Genomic DNA, 21,014 nt, shown 5'->3' with positions numbered 1-21,014 from the left:
GGCGGGTAGGGCGCGCTTGCGTTCGACGGCGAACAGCCCCTCGCCGGCGAGCTTTTCTTTCAGGGCCTCGAAGGCCAGGCGCAGGGCGCCGTCGCCGGCCGGCTCCACGGCATCGACAATCAGCTGATAGTCGCCGCGCCCCTCGAACAGCGAAACCTTGCCGCGTACCTTGACCGCCAGTCCGTCGCGCAAGGTCTGGCGCACGCGTGCGGCGTTCTGCCGGAACAGTGCACAACGCACCTGCGCCTGGCTGTCCTTGAGGGTGAAATAGAGGTGTCCGGAGGCCGGCTTGGCCAGGTTGGATATCTCACCCTCCACCCATACCTGGGCAAAGACGTCCTCCAGCAGCAGGCGTGCGCGGCTATTGAGCTGACTGACGCTGAGGAGCTCGCGATCGAGGTTGAGGCGCTGGAAAGGGTCTTTGATCATCCCGGCATGATAACGAGTTTGCCGTTAAACTGGCGCCTTTTGCGGTTGTCGGGCATGTCCGTCGAACAAAGTATTCTGGTTCCCCTGATCTCCACGGTTCCCGAGGTCGAGGCACGGGCGCGTCGAGTATTGCGCTGGCTGTCCCGTCAGCAACTGGTCGCCGAATTGCCCAGCACCTGTGGCTGGCTGGGCAACCGCATGGCCTATGCGATTGGCCCGGCCGCGCGTCACTGGCCGCATGCCGAGCGCTTGCCGTTCGACCAGCCCTGTAATGGCCTGCAGGTGTTGACCCGGCGCGGTATCTATACACCCAGCCGGGATTTTCGCGAGGAAGCTGGTTGTCCGGAGTGCCGCCAGGAGATTGGCGAGGCGTTGTTCGACAGCCTGGAAGAGTGGATGCCCGGCTTGACCGAAACGTTTGTCTGCCCGGAATGTGGCTTCGAAGACGACATCAATGGCTTCCTGTTCCTGCAGCCTTGCGCTTTTTCCAACCTGGCGCTGGTCTTCAATAACTGGCCGGCAGTCTGTTTCAGTGTGGGGTTCATGGCGGCGTTGGGCGAACAGCTCGGCTATCCACTGCGCCTGGTGCCGGTGCTTGCGGACTAGCGGCCGCGAAGCTCTCTGCAGCGATGCTTGGAGCTTGAGCATGCGATGGGTATAATGCCGCGCTTCTTATTTTCCCGCCCGGGAGCGCCCGCCATGCTGCGTATCAGCCAAGAAGCCCTTACTTTTGACGACGTACTCCTGATCCCCGGTTATTCCGAGGTATTGCCCAAGGATGTCAGTCTCAAGACCCGCCTGACCCGTGGCATCGAATTGCACATCCCGTTGCTGTCTGCTGCCATGGATACCGTCACCGAAGCGCGCCTGGCGATTGCCATGGCTCAGGAAGGCGGTATTGGCATCATCCACAAGAACATGACCATCGAGCAGCAGGCGGCCGAAGTACGCAAGGTCAAGCGCTATGAAAGCGGGGTGGTCAAGGACCCCATCACCATCGACGCCGATGCCACGGTGGGTGATCTGTTCGAACTGACCCGGCAGAACAATATTTCCGGCGTGCCGGTGCTCTACCACAATGACCTGATCGGTATCGTCACTTCACGCGATGTGCGTTTCGAGACCAACATGTCGGCCAAGGTGCGCGACGTGATGACGCCCAAGGAGCGTCTGGTCACGGTCAAAGAGGGTGAAGACAAGGACACCGTGCGCAAGCTGCTGCACAAGCACCGCATTGAGCGTGTATTGATCGTCGACGACCAGTACCGCCTCAAGGGCATGATGACCGTCAACGACATCGAGAAGGCCAAGGCCTACCCGCTGGCCAGCAAGGATGACCAGGGTCGTCTGCGCGTGGGCGCCGCCGTCGGCACGGGTGCCGATACCGGTGACCGCGTCGCCGCCCTGGCCGCCGCCGGTGTGGACGTGATCATCGTCGACACCGCTCATGGCCACTCCAAGGGCGTGATCGACCGTGTGCGCTGGGTCAAGCAGAACTTCCCCGACGTGCAGGTGATCGGCGGCAATATCGCCACCGGTGAAGCGGCCAAGGCCCTGGCCGAGGCCGGCGCCGACGGCGTCAAGGTGGGTATCGGCCCGGGTTCGATCTGCACCACGCGTATCGTTGCCGGCGTCGGCGTACCGCAGATCAGTGCCGTGGCCAATGTGGCTGCCGCCCTGGAAGGTACCGGCGTACCGCTGATTGCCGACGGTGGCATCCGTTTCTCCGGCGACCTGTCCAAGGCCATCGCTGCTGGCGCTTCCGCGGTGATGATCGGCTCCATGCTGGCCGGTACCGAAGAGGCGCCGGGTGAGGTCGAGTTGTTCCAGGGGCGCTCCTACAAGGCTTATCGCGGCATGGGTTCGCTGGGCGCCATGGCCCAGGCGCAGGGCTCTTCCGACCGTTACTTCCAGGATTCCTCGGCCGGTGCCGAGAAGCTGGTGCCGGAAGGCATCGAAGGCCGTGTGCCGTACAAGGGCGCGATGAGCGCCATCGTCCATCAGTTGATGGGTGGCCTGCGTGCCTCGATGGGTTATACCGGCTGCGCGACTATTGAAGAAATGCGTACCAAACCGCAGTTCGTGCGCATCACTGGCGCGGGCATGGCCGAGTCGCACGTGCACGACGTACAGATCACCAAAGAAGCGCCGAACTACCGCGTCGGTTAATCAGCATTTTTCGCTGGAGGCTGGAGGCTGGAGGCTGGACGAAGATGCTCTTTCGTTCAGCCGCCAGCCTCCGGCTTTCAGCCATTTATCCAGGTGAAGAAAATGGCTACTCCTGACATCCACGCCCACCGCATCCTGATCCTCGACTTCGGCTCGCAGTACACCCAGTTGATTGCTCGCCGCGTGCGTGAGATCGGTGTCTATTGCGAACTGCATCCCTGGGACATGAGCGACGAGGACATCCGTGCCTTCGCGCCGCGCGGCATCATCCTCGCCGGTGGCCCGGAGTCGGTGCACGAAGCAGGCAGCCCACGTGCGCCGCAGGCGGTGTTCGACCTGGGGGTGCCGGTGCTGGGTATCTGCTACGGCATGCAGACCATGGCCGAGCAGCTGGGCGGCAAGGTGGAAGGTTCCAACCTGCGTGAATTCGGTTATGCCCGCGTCGATGTGGTGGGCAAGAGCCAGCTGCTGGCCGGCATCGAAGATCATGTGGACGCTGACGGCGTGCTCGGTCTGGATGTGTGGATGAGCCATGGCGACAAGGTTACCCGTCTGCCGGAAGGCTTCAGCATCCTGGCCAGCACACCGAGCTGCCCGATTGCCGCGATGAGCGACGACACCCGCCATTACTACGGAGTGCAGTTCCACCCGGAAGTGACCCACACCAAGCAGGGCGGGCGCATCCTCTCGCGCTTCGTGCTGGAAATCGCTGGCTGCGCGGCGCTGTGGACCCCGGCCAACATCGTCGAAGACGCCATTGCCGCGGTGCGTGCCCAGGTGGGTGATGCCAATGTGCTGTTGGGCCTGTCCGGCGGGGTGGATTCCTCGGTGGTCGCGGCGCTGCTGCACCGTGCCATCGGCGACCAGTTGACCTGCGTATTCGTCGACAACGGCCTGTTGCGCCTGCACGAGGGTGATCAGGTGATGGCCATGTTCGCCGAGAACATGGGCGTCAAGGTGATCCGTGCCAATGCCGAGGAGCAGTTCCTCTCCAACCTGGCTGGTGAGTCCGACCCGGAGAAGAAGCGCAAGATCATCGGCCGCACCTTCATCGACGTGTTCGATGCCGAGGCCAGCAAGCTGGACAACATCCAGTTCCTCGCCCAGGGCACCATCTACCCGGACGTGATCGAATCGGCCGGTGCCAAGAGCGGCAAGGCCCACGTGATCAAGAGCCACCACAACGTCGGCGGCCTGCCCGAGGAAATGAACCTCAAGCTGGTCGAGCCGTTGCGTGAACTGTTCAAGGACGAAGTGCGCAAGATTGGCCTGGAGCTGGGCCTGCCCTACGACATGGTCTACCGCCACCCGTTCCCGGGGCCGGGCCTGGGCGTGCGTATCCTCGGTGAAGTGAAGAAGGAGTACGCCGACCTGCTGCGTCGCGCCGACCACATCTTCATCGAAGAACTGCGCAAGGCCGACTGGTACCACAAGACCAGCCAGGCGTTCGTGGTGTTCCAGCCGGTGAAGTCGGTGGGCGTGGTCGGTGACGGCCGCCGCTACGCCTGGGTCGTCGCCCTGCGCGCGGTGGAAACCGTGGACTTCATGACCGCACGCTGGGCGCACCTGCCCTACGAACTGCTGGAGACCGTCAGCGGGCGCATCATCAACGAAATCGAAGGCATCTCCCGCGTCACCTACGACGTGTCGAGCAAGCCGCCGGCGACCATCGAGTGGGAATGATGCCCCTGCGGGGTTGATCGACAACAAGGGCAGCGCAAGCTGCCTTTGTTATTTCTGCCTGCCAGAAACGCATGACTCGCTTCGCCTTCGAGCAAATGAGAAGATTGTGCAATTGGGTTGAGTCAAGGAGTGCGGCGATGAGCTTTTCGCGTAGGCAGGTGCTGGCAGGTCTGGCTGGCGTCGGTGTGCTGGGGCTGGGCGGTACGGCCGTGCGCTACTGGCTGGGACGCCCGCATGACCTGGCCACCCATGACTACCAGCTGATCGCCGCGCCGCTGGATGTCGAGCTGGTTGCTGGCCAGCCAAGCACGCTGTGGGCCTATGGCGGCCAGGCACCGGGTGTCGAGCTGCGTTGCCGCCAGGGTGATCGCCTGCGCGTGCGCTTCATCAACCAGTTGAGCGAGCCGACCACTATTCACTGGCATGGTATCCGCTTGCCGATCGACATGGACGGCGTGCCCTACATCTCGCAACTGCCGGTGCGGCCGGGTGAGCACTTCGACTATGACTTCGTCTGCCCGGATGCCGGCAGTTTCTGGTATCACCCGCATACCGCCAGCAGCGAGCAGCTGGGGCGTGGCCTGGTCGGACCGCTGGTGGTTGAAGAGCGCGAGGGCAATGCTTTTCGCCATGAGCGCACGCTGTGCCTGAAAACCTGGGCGGTCGACGAGCAGGGGGCGTTCATGCCCTTGCTGGTGCCGCGTGAAGCGGCGCGCGCCGGTACGCGGGGCCGGCTGGCTACGGTCAATGGCCAGCCCCGCCCGGTTGTGGACTTGCCGGCCGGCGAAGTGGTGCGCCTGCGCCTGCTGAATGTCGACAGTAACATCACCTATACCCTGAACCTGCCCGCTGCCGAGGCGCGTATCTATGCCCTGGATGGCAATCCGGTGGCGCCGCGCGGCATTCCGGCCAAGGGCTTGCGCCTGGGGCCGGGGATGCGTGTCGACCTGGCATTGCGCGTGCCGGCCAGCGGTGAGCTGGCGCTACGCGATGGGCCGTTACGCCTGGCAACCCTGCGTGCCGTCGGTGCACCGGCGGAGGCGAGCGACTGGCCGGCGCCGCTGCCGGCCAATCCGATCGCCGAGCCGGACTTGCAGCGCGCCGAGCTGCTGCGTTTCAATTTTGAGTGGGCCGCCAGCCTGGCCGACCCGGCCGACCCCGTGTATTGGCAGATCAACGGCAAGGCCTGGCAAAGTCCGGCGCCCGGCTGTGCGGCACAGCCCATTGCCCGCTTGCGTCTGGGCGGACATTACCTGTTCGAGTTGCGCAACCTCTCGCAATACCTGCATCCCATTCATCTGCACGGCATGACCTTCAAGGTCGTCTGGTCCGATCGCCAGGTGATCGAGCCCTGGTATACCGATACTTATCTGCTGGGCAAGAACGAGACGGCGCGCATTGCGCTGGTGGCCGATAACCCGGGATTGTGGATGTTTCACTGTCATGTGGTGGACCATATGGAAACGGGCTTGATGGCGGCCATCGAGGTGGCGTAGGCGGCCAGCGGCCGGCACACTGCCGGCCTGAAGCCTGAAGCCTGAAGCCTGAAGCCTGAAGCCTGAATTATGAAAAAACCGCTGTTTGTCGATCGCTCGCTGGATGCGCAGTTCATGGCCGAGGCCCTGGAACAGGCGCGCCTGGGTGCGCAGCTGGGCGAGGTGCCGGTCGGCGCGGTACTGGTGCGCGATGGCGAAGTGCTGGGGCGCGGCTTCAATCAGCCGATTGCCAGTCGTGATCCCAGTGCGCATGCCGAGATGGTTGCGCTGCGTGCTGCGGCCCTGGCGGTGGACAACTACCGGCTGCCGGGCAGCACGCTGTATGTGACGCTGGAGCCGTGCAGCATGTGTGCCGGGCTGATCGTGCATGCGCGGGTAGCACGTTTGGTCTACGCCGCCAGCGAACCGCGTGCCGGGGTGGCCAGTAGTCGCGGGCAGTTCTTCGAGCAGGACTTCCTCAATCACCGTGTGTTGGTCGAGGGCGGCCTGCTGGCTGAGGAAAGTGCCGAACTGCTGCGTGGCTTCTTTCGTGCACGGCGCAGCAGTGACTGACGGCTAACGCTTGTCGGTGTGCAGGGCTGGCACATGCAGGCCGCTTTCGGCCAGTTGGCGGCCTTCCAGCTGCGGCTGGCTGACCCAGTTGAGGATGTCGTAGTAGCGGCGGATGTTGCGCACGAAGTGCACGGTTTCCCCGCCCCGCGCATAGCCATAACGGGTCTTGCTGTACCACTGTTTCTGCGCCAGGCGTGGCAGGATCTTCTGCACATCCAGCCATTTGTCGGGGTCCAGGCCTTCTGCCTTGGCCAGGCGTCGGGCGTCGGCGAGGTGGCCGATGCCGATGTTGTAGGCGGCCAGGGCGAACCAGGTGCGATCCGGCTCGACGATGCTCTCGCTGAGGTTGGCGTAAATCTTTGCAAAGTACTTGCCGCCGCCCTGGATGCTCTGCACCGGGTCCAGGCGGTTGGCGACGCCCATCGCCTGCGCGGTGTTCTGGGTGAGCATCATCAGGCCGCGCACGCCGGTCTTGGAGGTGGCGTCGGGCTGCCAGAGCGACTCCTGGTAGCCGATCGCCGCGAGCAGGCGCCAGTCCAGCTGATGCTGCTGGGCGGTTTGCCGGAAGGTCTGTTCGTAGCGCGGCAGGCGTTGCTGCAGGTGGCGGGCAAAGGTGTAGGCGCCCACGTAGCCGAGCACGTCGACATGCCCGTAGTAACGCTCCTTGAGGCGCTGCAAGGTGCCATTGGCAGCTACTTCGCGGAGGAAACGATTGGCTTCCTGGAGCAGGCTGTCGTCCTCACTGGCGGCCATGGCCCAGGCCACCGGCAGGCTGTCGCTGAAGTCGAAGGCGATGCGCAGTTCCGGGAAATACACCTGGTTCATGGCCAGTTCGTTGGAGTCCACCAGGGTCAGTTCGATCTGTCCTTCTTCGACCATGCGCAGCAGGTCGACCACCTCGACCTCGGCGGATTGTTCGAAGCGCAGTTCGGGCAGTTGCTGTTGCAGGTCGTGCAGCTGTTCGGCATGGCTGCTGCCCTTGAGAACCAGCAGTTGCTTGCCGACCAGGTCGGCGGGGCGGGTGGGGCGGCGCTGGCCATTACGGTAGACCACCTGGGGTGTGACCTGCAGGTAGGGTTCGCTGAAGCGGGCCTGGGTACGCCGGGCGGAGGTGGCAACCAGGCCGGCTGCGGCCAGGCGGGGCGGGTCAGTCTGGCCGAGACGCTGGAATAGTTCGTCGAGGTTGTCGACGGTTTCAATCTGCAAGGTGACACCCAGGTGCTCGGCGAAACGCTTGGCCAGTTCGTATTCGAAGCCGGTCTCGCCATTGCGGTCCTGAAAATAGGTGGCGGGGCTGTTGCGGGTCAGCACATGCAGTGTGGCAGCCTCGCGCACCCGCTCCAGCGCGCTGGGCGGAGGCGGGGCTGGGGTGTCATCGCAGCCGGCCAGCAGCAGTGGCAGGCAGGCACAGAGCAGTGCCGCGATGATCCGTGGCAGGGATACAGGGAGGGCAGGCATGCGAGGCAGTATACGCAAAGCGCTGGCCTGGCCATATATGGCTAACCGTGCACTGTCCCGCAGGGCGTGCCACGGGTGCCGCTGGCGGGTGCTTTAGGCTAGAATACGCGGCCTTCCACGCAGGCATGGTGCAGAGTCCGCTCGCGACGCTTGATTGGCGTCGACTGGTCGTTGCTTCCAGGCCTGCCACACCCTTTTTTACAGAGGCTGTCTCGATGTTGATCCTGCGCGGCGCACCCGCTCTTTCCGCCTTCCGCCACGGCAAATTGCTTGAGCAACTGACCAGCAAAGTGCCGGCGGTAACCGGGCTGTACGCCGAGTTCGCGCATTTCGCCGAGCTGCGTGAGGCGCTCGATGGCAACGAGCAGCAGGTGCTCGAGCGCTTGCTCAAGTACGGGCCCAGCGTGCCGGTACAGGAGCCCAGTGGCCGGCTGTTCCTCTGTGTGCCGCGCTTTGGCACCATCTCGCCCTGGTCGAGCAAGGCGACTGACATTGCCCGCAATTGCGGGCTCGACAAACTGCAGCGTATCGAACGTGGTATTGCCTACTACGTGAGCGGCGAGCTGGATGACGCGGCGCTTGCGCAGCTGGCGGCGCTGCTGCATGACCGCATGACCCAGCAGGTGCTAAGCAGCCTGGAACAGGCCGCCGGCCTGTTCAGTCACGCACAGCCCAAGCCGCTGACCGTGGTGGATATCCTGGGTGGTGGGCGTGTCGCGCTTGAGCAGGCCAACCAGACGTTGGGCCTGGCCTTGGCTGAGGATGAAATCGACTACCTGGTGAAAAGCTTCAGCGAGCTGGGCCGCAACCCGCACGACGTCGAGCTGATGATGTTTGCCCAGGCCAACTCCGAACACTGCCGGCACAAGATCTTCAACGCCAGCTGGGACATTGATGGTCAGGCCCAGGAAAAATCCCTGTTCGGCATGATCAAGAATACCTACGAGATGCACCGCGAAGGCGTGCTGTCCGCCTACAAGGACAACGCCTCGGTGATCGAGGGCTTCACCGCCGGGCGTTTCTATCCGGACCCGGCGACCGGCGAATACGCTGCCAGCGTCGAGCCGGTGCACATCCTGATGAAGGTCGAGACGCACAACCACCCGACCGCCATCGCGCCGTTCCCGGGGGCTTCCACCGGCTCCGGCGGCGAGATCCGCGACGAGGGTGCCACCGGTCGTGGCGCCAAGCCCAAGGCCGGCCTGACCGGCTTCAGCGTATCCAACCTGAACATCCCGGGTTTCCTGCAGCCCTGGGAGAAGCCCTATGGCAAGCCCGAGCGCATCGTCACCGCGCTGGACATCATGATCGAGGGCCCGCTGGGCGGTGCCGCGTTCAACAACGAATTCGGCCGTCCGGCGCTGACCGGCTATTTCCGTACCTTCGAGCAGGCGGTAAGCAGCCCGCGTGGTGAAGAAGTGCGTGGTTACCACAAGCCGATCATGCTGGCGGGTGGCCTCGGCAACATCCGCGCCGACCATGTGCAGAAGGGCGAAATCAGCGTCGGTGCCAAGCTGATCGTGCTCGGCGGCCCGGCGATGCTGATCGGCCTGGGTGGCGGTGCGGCCTCCTCGATGGCCACCGGCGCCAGTGCCGCCGATCTCGACTTCGCCTCGGTGCAGCGCGAGAACCCGGAAATGGAGCGGCGTTGCCAGGAGGTCATCGACCGCTGCTGGCAGCTGGGTGACGCCAACCCGATCAAGTTCATCCACGACGTGGGTGCCGGCGGTATCTCCAACGCCTTGCCGGAGCTGATCAACGACGGCGGCCGCGGTGGTCGCTTCGAATTGCGCAACGTGCCCAACGACGAGCCGGGCATGAGCCCACTGGAAATCTGGTGCAACGAGTCGCAGGAACGCTACGTGCTGTCGGTGGACGCCGCCGATTTCGCGCGCTTCCAGGCGATCTGCGAACGCGAGCGCTGCCCCTTCGCGGTGGTCGGCGAAGCCATTGCCGAGCCGCACCTGACGGTCAGCGACAGCCACTTCGGCAACAAGCCGGTGGACATGCCGCTCAACGTGCTGCTTGGCAAGCCGCCGCGCATGCACCGCAGCGTCACCCGCGAGGCCGAGCAGGGCGATGCCTTCGATGGCCGCGGCGTGCCGCTGGACGAGGCGATTCAACGCGTGCTTAGCCATCCTGCAGTGGCCAGCAAGAACTTCCTGATCACCATTGGCGACCGCAGCATCACCGGCCTGGTGGCGCGCGACCAGCTGGTCGGCCCCTGGCAGGTGCCGGTGGCCGATGTGGCGGTGACCGCGACCAGCTTCGACGTCTACACCGGCGAAGCCATGGCGATGGGTGAGCGTACCCCGCTGGCCCTGCTCGATGCGCCGGCCTCCGGGCGCATGGCGGTTGGCGAAACCATTACCAACCTGGCGGCGGCGCGCATCGGCAAGCTGTCCGACATCAAGCTGTCGGCCAACTGGATGGCCGCTGCCGGCCACCCGGGCGAGGATGCCCGTCTGTATGACACGGTGCAGGCGGTCGGCATGGAATTGTGCCCGGCACTGGGCATCACCATTCCGGTCGGCAAGGACTCGATGTCCATGAAGACCCGCTGGCAGGAAGATGGCCAGGACAAGAGCGTGACGGCGCCGCTGTCGCTGGTGATTTCCGGCTTTGCGCCGGTGCAGGACATCCGCCGCACCCTGACCCCGCAGCTGCGTCTGGACAAGGGCGACAGCGAGCTGTGGCTGGTCGATTTGGGGCGCGGCAAGAACCGTCTGGGCGGTTCGATCCTGGCGCAGACCTACAGCCAGATCGGTCAGCAGGTGCCGGATGTGGACAGCGCCGAGGACCTCAAGGCGTTCTTCGCGGTGATCCAGCAGCTCAACCAGCAGGACCGCCTGCTGGCCTACCATGACCGCTCCGACGGCGGTTTGCTGGCCTGTGCGCTGGAAATGGCCTTCGCCGGCCATTGCGGCCTGCAGTTGCAGCTCGATGGCCTGGTGCGTCAGCCCGATGAGCTGGCGCCTGCGCTGTTCAACGAAGAGCTGGGGGCGTTGCTGCAGGTGCGTCAGGCGGACCGCGATGCGCTGCTGGCCGCCTTTGCCGAGGCCGGGCTGGCCGACTGCCTGGTGCGCGTGGGCGAGCCGCGCAGCGGCGGCGAGGTGCAGATCCGCTACAACGGTGTCGCGGTCTACACCGGCGAGCGTCGACTGCTGCAGCGCCAGTGGAGCGAAACCAGCTATCGCATCCAGCGTCTGCGCGATAACGCCGAGTGTGCCGATCAGGAATTCGACGCGCTGCTCGATGAAGAAAATCCGGGCTTGCACGTCAAGTTGTCGTTCGACGTCAATCAGGATGTCGCTGCGCCCTACATCAATACCGGGGTGCGCCCGAAGATTGCCATCCTGCGTGAGCAGGGTGTCAACGGTCAGGTGGAAATGGCCGCGGCCTTCGACCGCGCGGGCTTCAGTGCGATCGACGTACACATGAGCGACATCCTCAGTGGCCGTCTCAGCCTGGAGCAATTCAAGGGATTGGTAGCCTGCGGTGGCTTCTCCTACGGTGACGTGCTGGGCGCTGGTGAAGGCTGGGCCAAATCGATCCTGTTCAATGGGCGTGCCCGCGAGGCCTTCGAGGCGTTCTTTGCCCGCAAGGACAGCTTCGCCCTCGGCGTGTGCAATGGCTGCCAGATGATGAGCAATCTGCACGAGCTGATTCCGGGCACCGAGCACTGGCCGCACTTTGTGCGTAACCGCTCCGAGCAGTTCGAGGCGCGGGTGGCCATGGTTCAGGTACAGGAGTCGCCGTCGATTCTGCTGCAGGGCATGGCCGGTTCGCGTTTGCCAATCGCCATTGCCCACGGTGAAGGGCATGCGGAATTCGAGAGTGCCGAGGCGCTGCTCGAAGCCGACCTGTCCGGTTACGTGGCGCTGCGCTACATCGACAACCATGGCAAGGTCACCGAAGCTTACCCGGCCAACCCCAATGGTTCGCCGCGCGGCATCACCGGCCTGAGCAGCCGCGATGGCCGCGTAACCATCATGATGCCGCACCCGGAGCGGGTGTTCCGCGCTGTGCAGAACTCCTGGCGGCCGGATGAGTGGCAGGAGGACGGCGGCTGGATGCGCATGTTCCGTAACGCACGGGCGTGGGTGGACTGATCACCTGCAGCTGGGCAGACATGAATCCCCCGTCGGTGCGAGCCGCCGGGGGATTTTTTCTAGGGCGTCGTGGTCATTCGTGCAGGCGCCGTCGGTGCGGCGCGCTTCGCGCGGGCTGTGCCTGTTGGCCTCTTCGGGTAGTTTTTACCGGCAGCGCATGGCAGAGTAGCGCGCTGGCCAATGGCCATCAGGGCAGGCATTGTCCCTCTTTCTAGCGGCTGGAGATCGCCATGTACAAGTTGTGCTTCTTTGTCCCGGACACCCATGTCGAGGCGGTCAAACAGGCGGTTTTTGCCAGTGGTGCCGGACGCATTGGCAACTACGAAGCGTGTTGCTGGCAGGTGTTGGGGCAGGGGCAGTTTCGCCCGTTGCCTGGCAGTCAGCCGTTTATTGGCGAGACGGGGGTAGTGCAGCAGGTGGCCGAGTGGAAGGTGGAAATGCTAGTAGCCGATGAGCTGATTCATGCCGCCGTCAAGGCGCTCAAACAGGCCCATCCCTATGAGACACCGGCCTTCGAGGTCTGGCGTTTGTCGGATCTGCAGTTCTGAATGGTGTTTGTGCACCTGAGTGAATGCCGCTGATCGGCTGCCAGGGCCGTCGCCCTGGTCGCTGGTTCAGGGCCTGATTTCAATCAGCGTACCGTCGCGCACGTATTTCCATAGCTCGCGCATATCGTCGTTCTTCAGGGCGATGCAGCCTTCCGTCCAGTCCAGGGTATGGAAGAACCACTCCGGGTATTCCTCGTCCAGTGGTGTGCCGTGCAGCATGATCATGCCGCCCGGTTTCACGCCAGCGGCCTTGGCACGCGCCAGGTCTGCCGCATTGGGGTAGGAAATGTGCATGGACAGGTTGTATTTCTCGCTGTGGCGCCGCCAGTCGATCCAGTAGAAGCCTTCCGGGGTGCGCAGGTCGCCTTCGCGCAGCTTGCGGCCCACCGGTTGCTTGCCCAGCGACACACGGTACTGCTTGATCACCCGGCCGCGCTCGATCAGCTGCAGCTGGCGTTCACTCTTCAGTACCAGCACCTTGTCGATACGGGCGTGTTTGAGTTCGGCATTGGCCTGCAGGCTGGTGCTGAGGGTGAGGCAGAGCAGAACGAACAGCCAGCGCATGCAGAACGGATCCCGAACAAGTGTGCGCCAACGGCGCTCATGGTGAGGTGTGCCCGTCGCGTGGTACGCCCAATGTGGCGTGGCGCAGCGGGAAGTGCTGCCGGCGACGATCTTCGAAGTAGCATTCTAAGGTGCGGCCGATGGTCGGGAAAGCCAGTTCTGGCCAGGGAATCTGCGCTTCGTCGAATAGCCGCACTTCCAGGCTCTCGGTGCCTGGGGCGAAGTCGAGGTCGCACAGTTCGGCACGGAACAGCATGTACACCTGGCCGATGTGCGGCAGGTCGAACAGGCTGTAGAGCTGCAGCTGGTCGACTCGTGCGCAGGCTTCCTCAAGGGTTTCGCGGATGGCGGCCTGCTGGACCGTTTCGCCGTTTTCCATGAACCCGGCAGGGAGTGTCCAGTAGCCCTGGCGCGGAGCAATGGCGCGCCTGCACAGCAGCACCTGCTGCTGCCAGACTGGCAGGCAGCCGGCGACGATTCGCGGGTTCTGGTAGTGCACCTGATGACACTGGCTGCAGACATGGCGCAGGCGATTGTCGCCGGGTGGTATCTGCTGTTGCACGGGGTGACCACAGTGACTGCAGTAGTTCATCGACAACTCCGCTGGCTATACAGGGCTGCCCGCTGGTACGCCCGGGCAGGGCTTGGGTGTGTCCGGCAATCATGCCAAGATGACGGGCCATCTGTCCTGCCAGGTATCGCTATGCTGGATGAGTTGTTGCAACGGGTGCAGAACTATCGGCCGCAGGTCTTGCCGGCGCCTGCCGGGTTGCCTGAGGCGGCGGTGCTGGTGCCTATTACCCGTAGCGATGATCCGCAGCTGGTGCTGACCCTGCGTGCCAGTCATCTGTCCACGCATGGTGGCGAGGTGGCGTTTCCCGGTGGTCGGCGTGACCCCGGGGATCACGACCTGCTGCGTACCGCGTTGCGTGAAAGTGAGGAAGAGATCGGCCTGCCGCCTGGCCTGGTGGAAGTGGTAGGGCCGCTCAGTCCGCTGGTTTCGCGCTTTGGCATCAAGGTCACCCCCTATGTGGGCGTGGTGCCGGACTTCGTCGAGTACCAGCCCAATGATGCGGAGATTGCCGCAGTGTTCAGTGTGCCGCTGGCGTTTTTTCGTGAAGATCCGCGGGAAGTCACGCACCGTATCGATTATCAGGGACGTAGTTGGTATGTGCCCAGCTACCAGTACAATGACTATAAAATCTGGGGCTTGACCGCGATCATGGTGGTTGAGCTGGTTAACCTGCTGTACGACGCCGATATTCGCCTGGATCGCGAGCCGGCTTCGTACATCCGCCTGCGTTGAGTCGGGCGGCGCCGAGGAGAGGACAAGCTGATGATCTACCGACTGGGTGAGGCCTGTGTCGAGCTGCACCCGCAGAGCTGGGTGGCACCCAATGCCGTGCTGGTAGGCAAGGTGCGCCTGCAGGCCGGTGCCAGCGTCTGGTTCAACGCGGTATTGCGTGGTGACAACGAGCTGATCGACATTGGCGAACACAGCAATGTGCAGGACGGTGCGGTCATGCATACCGATATGGGGTTTCCGCTGACCCTGGGCAAGGGGGTGACGGTGGGTCATAACGCCATGCTGCATGGTTGCAGTGTCGGCGACTACAGCCTGATCGGTATCAATGCAGTCATCCTCAATGGCGCGCGTATCGGCCGGAACTGCATCATTGGCGCCAATGCGCTGATTGCCGAAGGCAAGGTGATTCCCGACGGCAGCCTGGTGATGGGGAGCCCCGGTAAAGTGGTCCGTGAACTGAGTGATCAGCAGAAAAAACTATTGGAAGCCAGTGCCGCGCATTACGTGCACAACGCCCAGCGCTACGCCCGTGAACTTGAGGAGCAAACGCTGTGATGCTTGACGAAAAGCCGGTGGCCTCGCCCTGCGTGCAGATCTGTTCGCTGGATGAAGAGGATGTGTGCATCGGTTGCCATCGCAGTGCCGATGAGATCCGCCGCTGGGGACGTATGGACAATCACGAACGACGGCGTGTACTGCAGATGTGCAATGCACGGGCGCGGGCAGCCGGTGTGCTGATCGAGGTGGCGCCCAGCGCCAGTGGTGATTGCGCCAATTGCACGGCCCAGTGCAACCAGACCTGTTATTGAGGAACCTGTCATGCCGCGTATTGGAACGCCTCTGTCACCTACAGCGACCCGCGTATTGCTGTGTGGCGCCGGTGAGCTGGGCAAGGAGTTGGTCATCGAACTGCAGCGCCTGGGTTGCGAGGTGATCGCGGTCGATCGTTATCCGGACGCCCCGGCGATGCAGGTGGCGCATCGTAGTCATGTGATCGACATGCTTGATGCCGAGTCGCTGCGTGCGGTGGTCGAGAACGAACAACCGCACTATATCGTCCCGGAGATCGAGGCCATCGCCACGGCCACCTTGCTGGAGCTGGAAACAGAAGGCTTTTGCGTGGTACCGACAGCCCGCGCTGCACACCTGACCATGAATCGTGAGGGGATTCGCCGCCTGGCGGCTGAGCAGTTGGGGCTGCCCACCTCTACCTATCGTTTTGCCGACAGTTATGCCGAATATGCCGCGGCGGTTGCCGATATCGGTTACCCCTGCGTGGTCAAGCCGGTGATGAGCTCCTCCGGCAAGGGACAAAGCCTGCTGCGTGCGGCGGAGCAGCTGGAAAGCGCCTGGCAGTACGCGCAGGAAGGCGGACGGGCGGGACGGGGAAGGGTGATCATCGAGGGTTTTGTCGACTTCGACTACGAAATCACCCTGCTGACCGTCCGGCATATCGACGGTACGCATTTCTGTGCGCCGATCGGCCATCGCCAGGTGGCCGGTGATTACCACGAGTCCTGGCAGCCGCAAGCCATGTCGGCACTGGCACTGCAGCGTGCCGAAGCAATTGCTCGGCAGGTTACCGATGCACTGGGTGGGCGCGGCCTGTTTGGCGTAGAACTGTTCGTCAAGGGCGACCTGGTGTGGTTCAGCGAGGTTTCGCCGCGTCCGCACGATACGGGGCTGGTTACCCTGATCTCGCAGGATCTTTCCGAATTTGCCCTGCATGCGCGAGCGATTCTCGGCCTGCCGATTCCACACATTCGCTTGTTGGGGCCCTCCGCTTCGGCGGTGATTCTGGTGCAGGGACAATCGCAGCAGGTCAGCTTCGGTAATCTGCGCGAAGCGCTGGCGGAGCCGGATACGGCATTGCGACTGTTCGGCAAGCCGGAGGTAGACGGTCAGCGGCGCATGGGCGTCAGCCTGGCGCGAGATGAATCCGTGGAGTTGGCGCGTGCCAAGGCCGGACGCGCGGCCCAAACGGTGCGGGTCGAGCTGTGAGCCTGGGGCTGGCGGCCTGGTGGCTGTGCAGCCTGCTATTGGCGCCGCTGTTGCTGCCGTTGGCCTGGTTGACCCGGCGCCGTGCCTTGCGTTTGCCGGTAGCCGGCGGTGAGCCGCAGGGCTTGGTCGAGGGGGATGGCGGCGAGCCTCTGCGTTTGCTGGTGCTCGGCGAGTCGCCGGTGGCCGGGGTGGGCGTTGCCCGGCACTCTGAAGCGCTGGCTGCGCAATTGGCCGCATGTCTCGCACAGGGCTTGCGTCGCCCGGTGAGCTGGCAGGCGCTGGGCGAGAACGGTATCCGTGCCGAACAGGCCTGCCAGCGCCTGTTGCCCGGCATGCCGGCGCAGCCGGTGGATATCCTGTTGTTGGTATTTGGTGTCAACGACACCACCCACCCTGGTTCGGTCCGGCGTTGGCTGGCGGCCATGCGTCAGCTGGCTGAACAGGGCGAGCAGCAGGGCGCGCTGGTGGCGATCAGTGCAGTGCCGCCGTTGCAGCACTTCAGCGCTTTGCCCTGGTTGCTCAGGCAGTGGTTGGGCTGGCGTGGCTGGCTGCTGGATCGTGGGCTGCGTGGCCTGGCGCAGCGCCATGGCTGGCTGCATTGCGCGGTGGCGTTGGGCTTTTCCGCGGACTACCTGGCGCGTGATGGCTACCATCCCTCGGCCCTGGGTTATCGCCAGTGGGCCAGAGGGTTGGCGCCACTACTGATCGAGCGTCTGCGCTGATTGCTGGCTGGCGCGCCAGGCGCGTGCGCGGCTGACCCGATTGCCGGCAGCGTCGAGGATTTCCAGGCGATAGTCGCCAATCTGCAGGCAGACACTGCTCTCCGGGATGCTTTCCAGGGCTTCGGTTATCAGCCCGTTGAGCGTCTTGGGGCCGTCGCAGGGCAGTTCCCAATCGAGTTGGCGATTCAGTTCACGCAGGTTGGTACTGCCTTCGATGATATAGCTGCCGTCGGTCTGGGGATGGATTTCCTCGGGTTCGCCGGGGCTGGGCGGGCTGAGTTCGCCGACGATTTCTGCCAGGATGTCTTCCAGGGTGACTACGCCGGTGACATCGCCGTATTCATCGACGACGATGGCAATGCGCCGTTTGTGCTGTTTGAAATTGAGCAGCTGAACCGACAGCGGAGTGCTTTCCGGGACGAAGTAGGGGGGGCGGCAGGCGGACAGCAGCGTGTCCTTGCTCAGCTGGTTATTGGTCAGCAGGCTGGCGACCTGGCGCATATGCACTACGCCTTCGATTTGATTGATGTCGCCGCGGTAGACCGGTAAGCGGGTATAGGGGGTGTTGCGCAGTTGTTCGCTGATATGTTCCAGGCTGTCATTCAGATCGATGCCTTGCACCTCGTGGCGCGGCACCATGATGTCGTCGACGCGGATCATTTCCAGGTCGAGTACGCCCAGCAGCATGTTCTGCCGGCTGGGTGACAGGCTGCTGCCGGCCTCCCGGACCACACTGCGTAACTCCTCGGTGGAGAGGTGTTCGCCGTGGCGCTGCGCCGGGTCGATACCCAGCAGGCGCAGCAAGACATTACTGATTGCGCTGGTCGTCCATACCACCGGATAAAGCAGGCGTTGCAGCATGAGCAGTACATGGCTGGCGGGGAAAGCCACCAGCTCTGGGCGCAGGGCGGCCAGGGTCTTCGGGGTGATCTCGCCGAAGATCAGTACCACCACGGTCAGGACTGCCGTGGCCACGGCAATCCCGGCCTCGCCCCAGATGTTCACGGCCAACACCGTGGCGATCGATGCGGCGAGGATGTTGACGATGTTGTTGCCGACCAGGATGGTCCCCAGCAGGCGATCAGGGCGCTCCAGCAGGCGCGTGGCGCGTCGTGCTCCGCGGTGTCCCTGGCGATCGAGATGGCGCAGGCGATAGCGGTTGAGGCTGAGCATGCTTGTCTCGGAGCTGGAGAAAAACGCCGAGCAAATGATCAAAAAGACCAGCAGGCCAAACAGGTAGGTAGTGTGCATGTCGTCCACGCGTGGGAATCAGAGGTGAACGATGAATTCACGAACCAGCTTGCTGCCGAAGTAGGCCAGCATCAGCAGGCAGAAGCCGGCCAGGGTGCCGCGGATGGCTGTATGTCCGCGCCAGCCGAGCTGCCAGCGCCCCCACAGCAGGCCAGCGAAGACGATCCAGGCAAAGCCGGAGAGGAGTGTCTTGTGGGCCAGGTGCTGGGCCATCATGTTTTCCATGAACAGCCAGCCGGAGAGCAGTGACAGGGTAAGCAGACCCCAGCCCGCCCAGAGGAAGCCAAACAGCAGGCTTTCCATGGTTTGCAGGGGAGGGAAGTTACGAATCAGTCCCGATGGGTGCTTGTTCTTCAGTTGGTGATCCTGCAGTTGCAGGAGCAGGGCCTGGAACATGGCGATGGTCAGCAGGCCGTAGGCGCAGATCGACAGGAGGATGTGCAGCATCACGCCAGGCTGGTGGGTCAGTGGATTGCTGCTGCCGCTCGGTGCGAATTGCGCACCGAGTACGGTCAGGGCGCCCATCGGTAGCAGAGGAATCAGCAGGTTTTCCAGTGGCATCCTGAAGCTGGCCAGCAGGGTCAGCAGAATGACGGTGGCACTGACCAGGCTGCCGGCGTTGAAGAATTCCAGATGTAGCTGGCCATTGGGCAACAGATGCTGCGACAGGCTGAGCATGTGGCTCAGCAGGCCGAGCAGGCCAAGGCCACAGAGCAGGCGCGTGTTGGGGCGCAGGCGGCGGCTGAGGTGGGAGATCTGGTAGCCGGCGGCGCCGAGATACAGAACGGCGGCGATCAGGCTGGGTAGCAACGAGTGCATAAGTCCTTGTCTGGCGAGCTCAGAAGGCGGCCAGTTTGGCATATAACCGGGCAACGGTGAAAGAGCACGGGCGGTGTTGGCTGCTGCTGCTCTTGGGTATACTTGCCGCCCTGCCGCAGTCCCGCGCAAAGGAATCTTCATGTTCGACAATCTCACAGATCGCCTTTCCCAGACGCTTCGCCATGTCACCGGCAAGGCCAAGCTCAGTGAAGACAATATCAAGGACACGCTGCGCGAAGTGCGCATGGCCCTGCTTGAGGCCGATGTGGCGCTGCCAGTGGTCAAGGACTTCGTGGCCAAGGTCAAGGAGCGTGCCGTCGGTAGCGAGGTGTCCAAAAGCCTGACGCCGGGCCAGGCCTTCGTGAAGATCGTCCAGGCCGAACTGGAAGCCATGATGGGCTCGGCCAATGAGGACCTGGCGCTGAATGCAGCGCCGCCGGCAGTGATTCTCATGGCGGGCCTGCAGGGTGCCGGCAAGACCACTACCGTGGGCAAGTTGGCGCGCTTCCTTAAAGAGCGTAAGAAAAAGTCGGTCATGGTGGTGTCGGCGGACGTCTATCGTCCGGCAGCTATCAAACAGCTGGAAACCCTGGCGGGCGAAGTAGGGGTCACCTTCTTTCCGTCGGATGTTTCGCAAAAGCCGGTGGCGATTGCCGAAGCAGCCATTCGTGAGGCCAAGCTCAAGTTCATCGATGTGGTGCTGGTGGATACGGCGGGTCGCCTGGCTATCGATAGCGAAATGATGGCCGAGATCCAGCAACTGCATGCGGCTATCCGGCCGGTGGAGACGCTGTTCGTGGTCGATGCCATGACCGGCCAGGATGCCGCCAATACTGCGCGGGCCTTCAATGAGGCACTGCCGCTGACCGGCGTGGTGCTGACCAAGGTGGATGGTGATGCGCGCGGCGGTGCGGCGCTTTCGGTGCGGGCGATCACCGGTAAGCCGATCAAGTTTCTCGGCATGGGCGAGAAGAGCGAGGCGCTCGATCCCTTCCATCCGGATCGCGTGGCGTCGCGCATCCTGGGTATGGGTGACGTGCTCAGCCTGATTGAACAGGCCGAACAGAACCTGGATCGCGAGAAGGCCGAGAAGCTCACCAAGAAGCTTAAGAAAGGTAAAGGCTTCGACCTTGAGGACTTCCGCGATCAGTTGCAGCAGATGAAGAACATGGGCGGCCTCGGTGGCCTGATGGACAAGCTGCCGTCGATTGGCGGGGTCAACCTGGGCAAGATCGAGGGTGCCCAGGGGGCTGCGGAGAAGCAGTTCAAGCAGATGGAGGCGATCATCAACTCGATGACGCCCGCGGAGCGTCGTGATCCGGAAATCATCAGCGGCTCGCGCAAGCGGCGTATTGCCCTGGGTTCCGGCACCCAGGTACAGGACGTCGGGCGGCTGATCAAGCAGCACAAGCAGATGCAGAAAATGATGAAGAAATTCACTGCCAAGGGCGGCATGGCCAAGATGATGCGCGGTCTCGGCGGCATGATGCCGGGCGGCCTGCCGAAGCTTTGAGAGAGGCGCGTCAACGGCTTGCCGGCCTTGGCGCTTGCGGCTTGACGCTTTAGCTCTTAGAATACGCGGCCTTTCGGGCACTAGGGCCCGGTGTGGCATTTGGTTTTGCAAGCACCTACAGGAACGAAGTTCACATGGTAACTATTCGTCTCGCTCGCGGCGGCTCCAAGAAGCGCCCGTTCTACCACCTGACCGTGACCAACAGCCGCAATGCGCGCGACGGTCGTTTTGTTGAGCGCGTTGGCTTCTTCAACCCGGTTGCGACTGGCGCTGAAGTCAAGCTGTCGGTCAACCAGGAGCGCGTAAGCTACTGGCTGAGCCAGGGCGCGCAGCCGTCTGAGCGTGTTGCTCAGCTGCTGAAGGAAGCTGCCAAGGCTGCTGCCTGAGCACG

20 protein-coding genes are annotated in these 21,014 nt (G+C 63.4%); 14 read left to right on the top strand and 6 right to left on the bottom strand.

The window, feature by feature from the left end:
* The coding region (locus CFY91_RS06635; protein ID WP_165765308.1) for an exodeoxyribonuclease VII large subunit at nt 1-429 on the bottom strand (429 nt) is incomplete at its 3' end.
* A gap of 54 nt (nt 430-483) precedes the next feature.
* On the opposite strand from CFY91_RS06635, the gene CFY91_RS06630 reads away from it, so the two are divergent.
* From CFY91_RS06630 to tadA, 5 genes are all read left to right on the top strand, one after another.
* Entirely contained in the window at nt 484-1,035 is a 552-nt protein-coding gene (locus CFY91_RS06630; protein WP_093985563.1) for a sugar ABC transporter ATPase, read from the top strand.
* A gap of 93 nt (nt 1,036-1,128) precedes the next feature.
* On the top strand, nt 1,129-2,598 hold the full coding sequence (gene guaB, locus CFY91_RS06625; protein WP_093985562.1) for an IMP dehydrogenase: 1,470 nt from the start codon (nt 1,129-1,131) through the stop codon (nt 2,596-2,598).
* Nucleotides 2,599-2,700: 102 nt separating this feature from the next.
* The gene (gene guaA, locus CFY91_RS06620) at nt 2,701-4,281 is read left to right on the top strand and encodes a glutamine-hydrolyzing GMP synthase (RefSeq protein WP_093985561.1); all 1,581 of its coding nucleotides are present in this window, start codon (nt 2,701-2,703) and stop codon (nt 4,279-4,281) included.
* 137 nt (nt 4,282-4,418) lie between these two features.
* A complete protein-coding gene (locus tag CFY91_RS06615) occupies nt 4,419-5,777 on the top strand; it encodes a multicopper oxidase family protein (RefSeq protein WP_093985560.1) in 1,359 nt (452 codons plus the stop codon).
* Between the two features lie 69 nt (nt 5,778-5,846).
* A complete protein-coding gene (tadA, locus tag CFY91_RS06610) occupies nt 5,847-6,329 on the top strand; it encodes a tRNA adenosine(34) deaminase TadA (protein ID WP_093985559.1) in 483 nt (160 codons plus the stop codon).
* Nucleotides 6,330-6,332: 3 nt separating this feature from the next.
* On the opposite strand, the gene mltF is transcribed toward tadA, so the two are convergent.
* Nucleotides 6,333-7,787 carry a membrane-bound lytic murein transglycosylase MltF gene (gene mltF / locus CFY91_RS06605; protein WP_093985558.1) on the bottom strand — a complete coding sequence of 485 codons (1,455 nt, stop codon included), beginning with the start codon at nt 7,785-7,787 and terminating at the stop codon, nt 6,333-6,335.
* A 215-nt stretch (nt 7,788-8,002) separates the two neighbouring features.
* Here mltF and purL point away from each other — a divergent pair, with 215 nt between their 5' ends.
* Both purL and CFY91_RS06595 read left to right on the top strand, forming a co-directional pair.
* Complete coding sequence (gene purL / locus CFY91_RS06600; RefSeq protein ID WP_093985557.1) at nt 8,003-11,899, top strand: phosphoribosylformylglycinamidine synthase; 3,897 nt, start codon at nt 8,003-8,005, stop codon at nt 11,897-11,899.
* A 230-nt stretch (nt 11,900-12,129) separates the two neighbouring features.
* Nucleotides 12,130-12,447: a YqfO family protein gene (locus CFY91_RS06595; protein WP_093985556.1), complete on the top strand. Its 318-nt coding sequence runs from the start codon at nt 12,130-12,132 to the stop codon at nt 12,445-12,447.
* 66 nt (nt 12,448-12,513) lie between these two features.
* Here CFY91_RS06595 and CFY91_RS06590 read toward each other — a convergent pair whose 3' ends face one another.
* Both CFY91_RS06590 and CFY91_RS06585 read right to left on the bottom strand, forming a co-directional pair.
* Nucleotides 12,514-13,011 carry a L,D-transpeptidase family protein gene (locus CFY91_RS06590; protein ID WP_093985555.1) on the bottom strand — a complete coding sequence of 166 codons (498 nt, stop codon included), beginning with the start codon at nt 13,009-13,011 and terminating at the stop codon, nt 12,514-12,516.
* Nucleotides 13,012-13,048: 37 nt separating this feature from the next.
* On the bottom strand, nt 13,049-13,603 hold the full coding sequence (locus CFY91_RS06585; RefSeq protein WP_093985554.1) for an NUDIX hydrolase: 555 nt from the start codon (nt 13,601-13,603) through the stop codon (nt 13,049-13,051).
* Between the two features lie 111 nt (nt 13,604-13,714).
* On the opposite strand from CFY91_RS06585, the gene CFY91_RS06580 reads away from it, so the two are divergent.
* From CFY91_RS06580 to CFY91_RS06560, 5 genes are read left to right on the top strand one after another with little or no spacing between them, the layout of a single operon-like run.
* Nucleotides 13,715-14,317 carry a CoA pyrophosphatase gene (locus CFY91_RS06580; protein WP_093985553.1) on the top strand — a complete coding sequence of 201 codons (603 nt, stop codon included), beginning with the start codon at nt 13,715-13,717 and terminating at the stop codon, nt 14,315-14,317.
* Nucleotides 14,318-14,347: 30 nt separating this feature from the next.
* The gene (locus CFY91_RS06575) at nt 14,348-14,872 is read left to right on the top strand and encodes a gamma carbonic anhydrase family protein (protein WP_093985552.1); all 525 of its coding nucleotides are present in this window, start codon (nt 14,348-14,350) and stop codon (nt 14,870-14,872) included.
* Nucleotides 14,872-15,126, top strand: a complete 255-nt coding sequence (locus tag CFY91_RS06570; RefSeq protein WP_371870487.1) for a DUF1289 domain-containing protein — start codon at nt 14,872-14,874, stop codon at nt 15,124-15,126. The genes CFY91_RS06575 and CFY91_RS06570 overlap by 1 nt, the downstream gene beginning before the upstream one ends.
* 10 nt (nt 15,127-15,136) lie before the next feature.
* On the top strand, nt 15,137-16,318 hold the full coding sequence (gene purT / locus CFY91_RS06565) for a formate-dependent phosphoribosylglycinamide formyltransferase (RefSeq protein ID WP_093985550.1): 1,182 nt from the start codon (nt 15,137-15,139) through the stop codon (nt 16,316-16,318).
* Complete coding sequence (locus tag CFY91_RS06560) at nt 16,315-17,040, top strand: SGNH/GDSL hydrolase family protein (protein ID WP_229727113.1); 726 nt, start codon at nt 16,315-16,317, stop codon at nt 17,038-17,040. Before purT ends, CFY91_RS06560 begins: the two co-directional genes overlap by 4 nt.
* Here the strand turns inward: CFY91_RS06560 and CFY91_RS06555 are convergent.
* Both CFY91_RS06555 and CFY91_RS06550 read right to left on the bottom strand, forming a co-directional pair.
* Nucleotides 17,017-18,300 carry an HlyC/CorC family transporter gene (locus CFY91_RS06555; protein ID WP_093985549.1) on the bottom strand — a complete coding sequence of 428 codons (1,284 nt, stop codon included), beginning with the start codon at nt 18,298-18,300 and terminating at the stop codon, nt 17,017-17,019. The genes CFY91_RS06560 and CFY91_RS06555 overlap by 24 nt on opposite strands.
* A gap of 9 nt (nt 18,301-18,309) precedes the next feature.
* Entirely contained in the window at nt 18,310-19,110 is an 801-nt protein-coding gene (locus CFY91_RS06550; protein ID WP_093985548.1) for a cytochrome C assembly family protein, read from the bottom strand.
* A 139-nt stretch (nt 19,111-19,249) separates the two neighbouring features.
* On the opposite strand from CFY91_RS06550, the gene ffh reads away from it, so the two are divergent.
* The gene (gene ffh / locus CFY91_RS06545; RefSeq protein ID WP_093985547.1) at nt 19,250-20,623 is read left to right on the top strand and encodes a signal recognition particle protein; all 1,374 of its coding nucleotides are present in this window, start codon (nt 19,250-19,252) and stop codon (nt 20,621-20,623) included.
* A 134-nt stretch (nt 20,624-20,757) separates the two neighbouring features.
* The gene (rpsP, locus tag CFY91_RS06540; protein ID WP_093985546.1) at nt 20,758-21,009 is read left to right on the top strand and encodes a 30S ribosomal protein S16; all 252 of its coding nucleotides are present in this window, start codon (nt 20,758-20,760) and stop codon (nt 21,007-21,009) included.
* Nucleotides 21,010-21,014: the final 5 nt, after the last annotated feature.

Origin of the sequence: Pseudomonas fluvialis (genome assembly GCF_002234375.1) — a bacterium.
GTDB classification, from domain to species: Bacteria; Pseudomonadota; Gammaproteobacteria; order Pseudomonadales; family Pseudomonadaceae; genus Aquipseudomonas; species Aquipseudomonas fluvialis.
The sequence above is the reverse complement of the archived record's forward strand: the minus strand, read 5'-3'. Positions and strand labels throughout refer to the sequence as shown.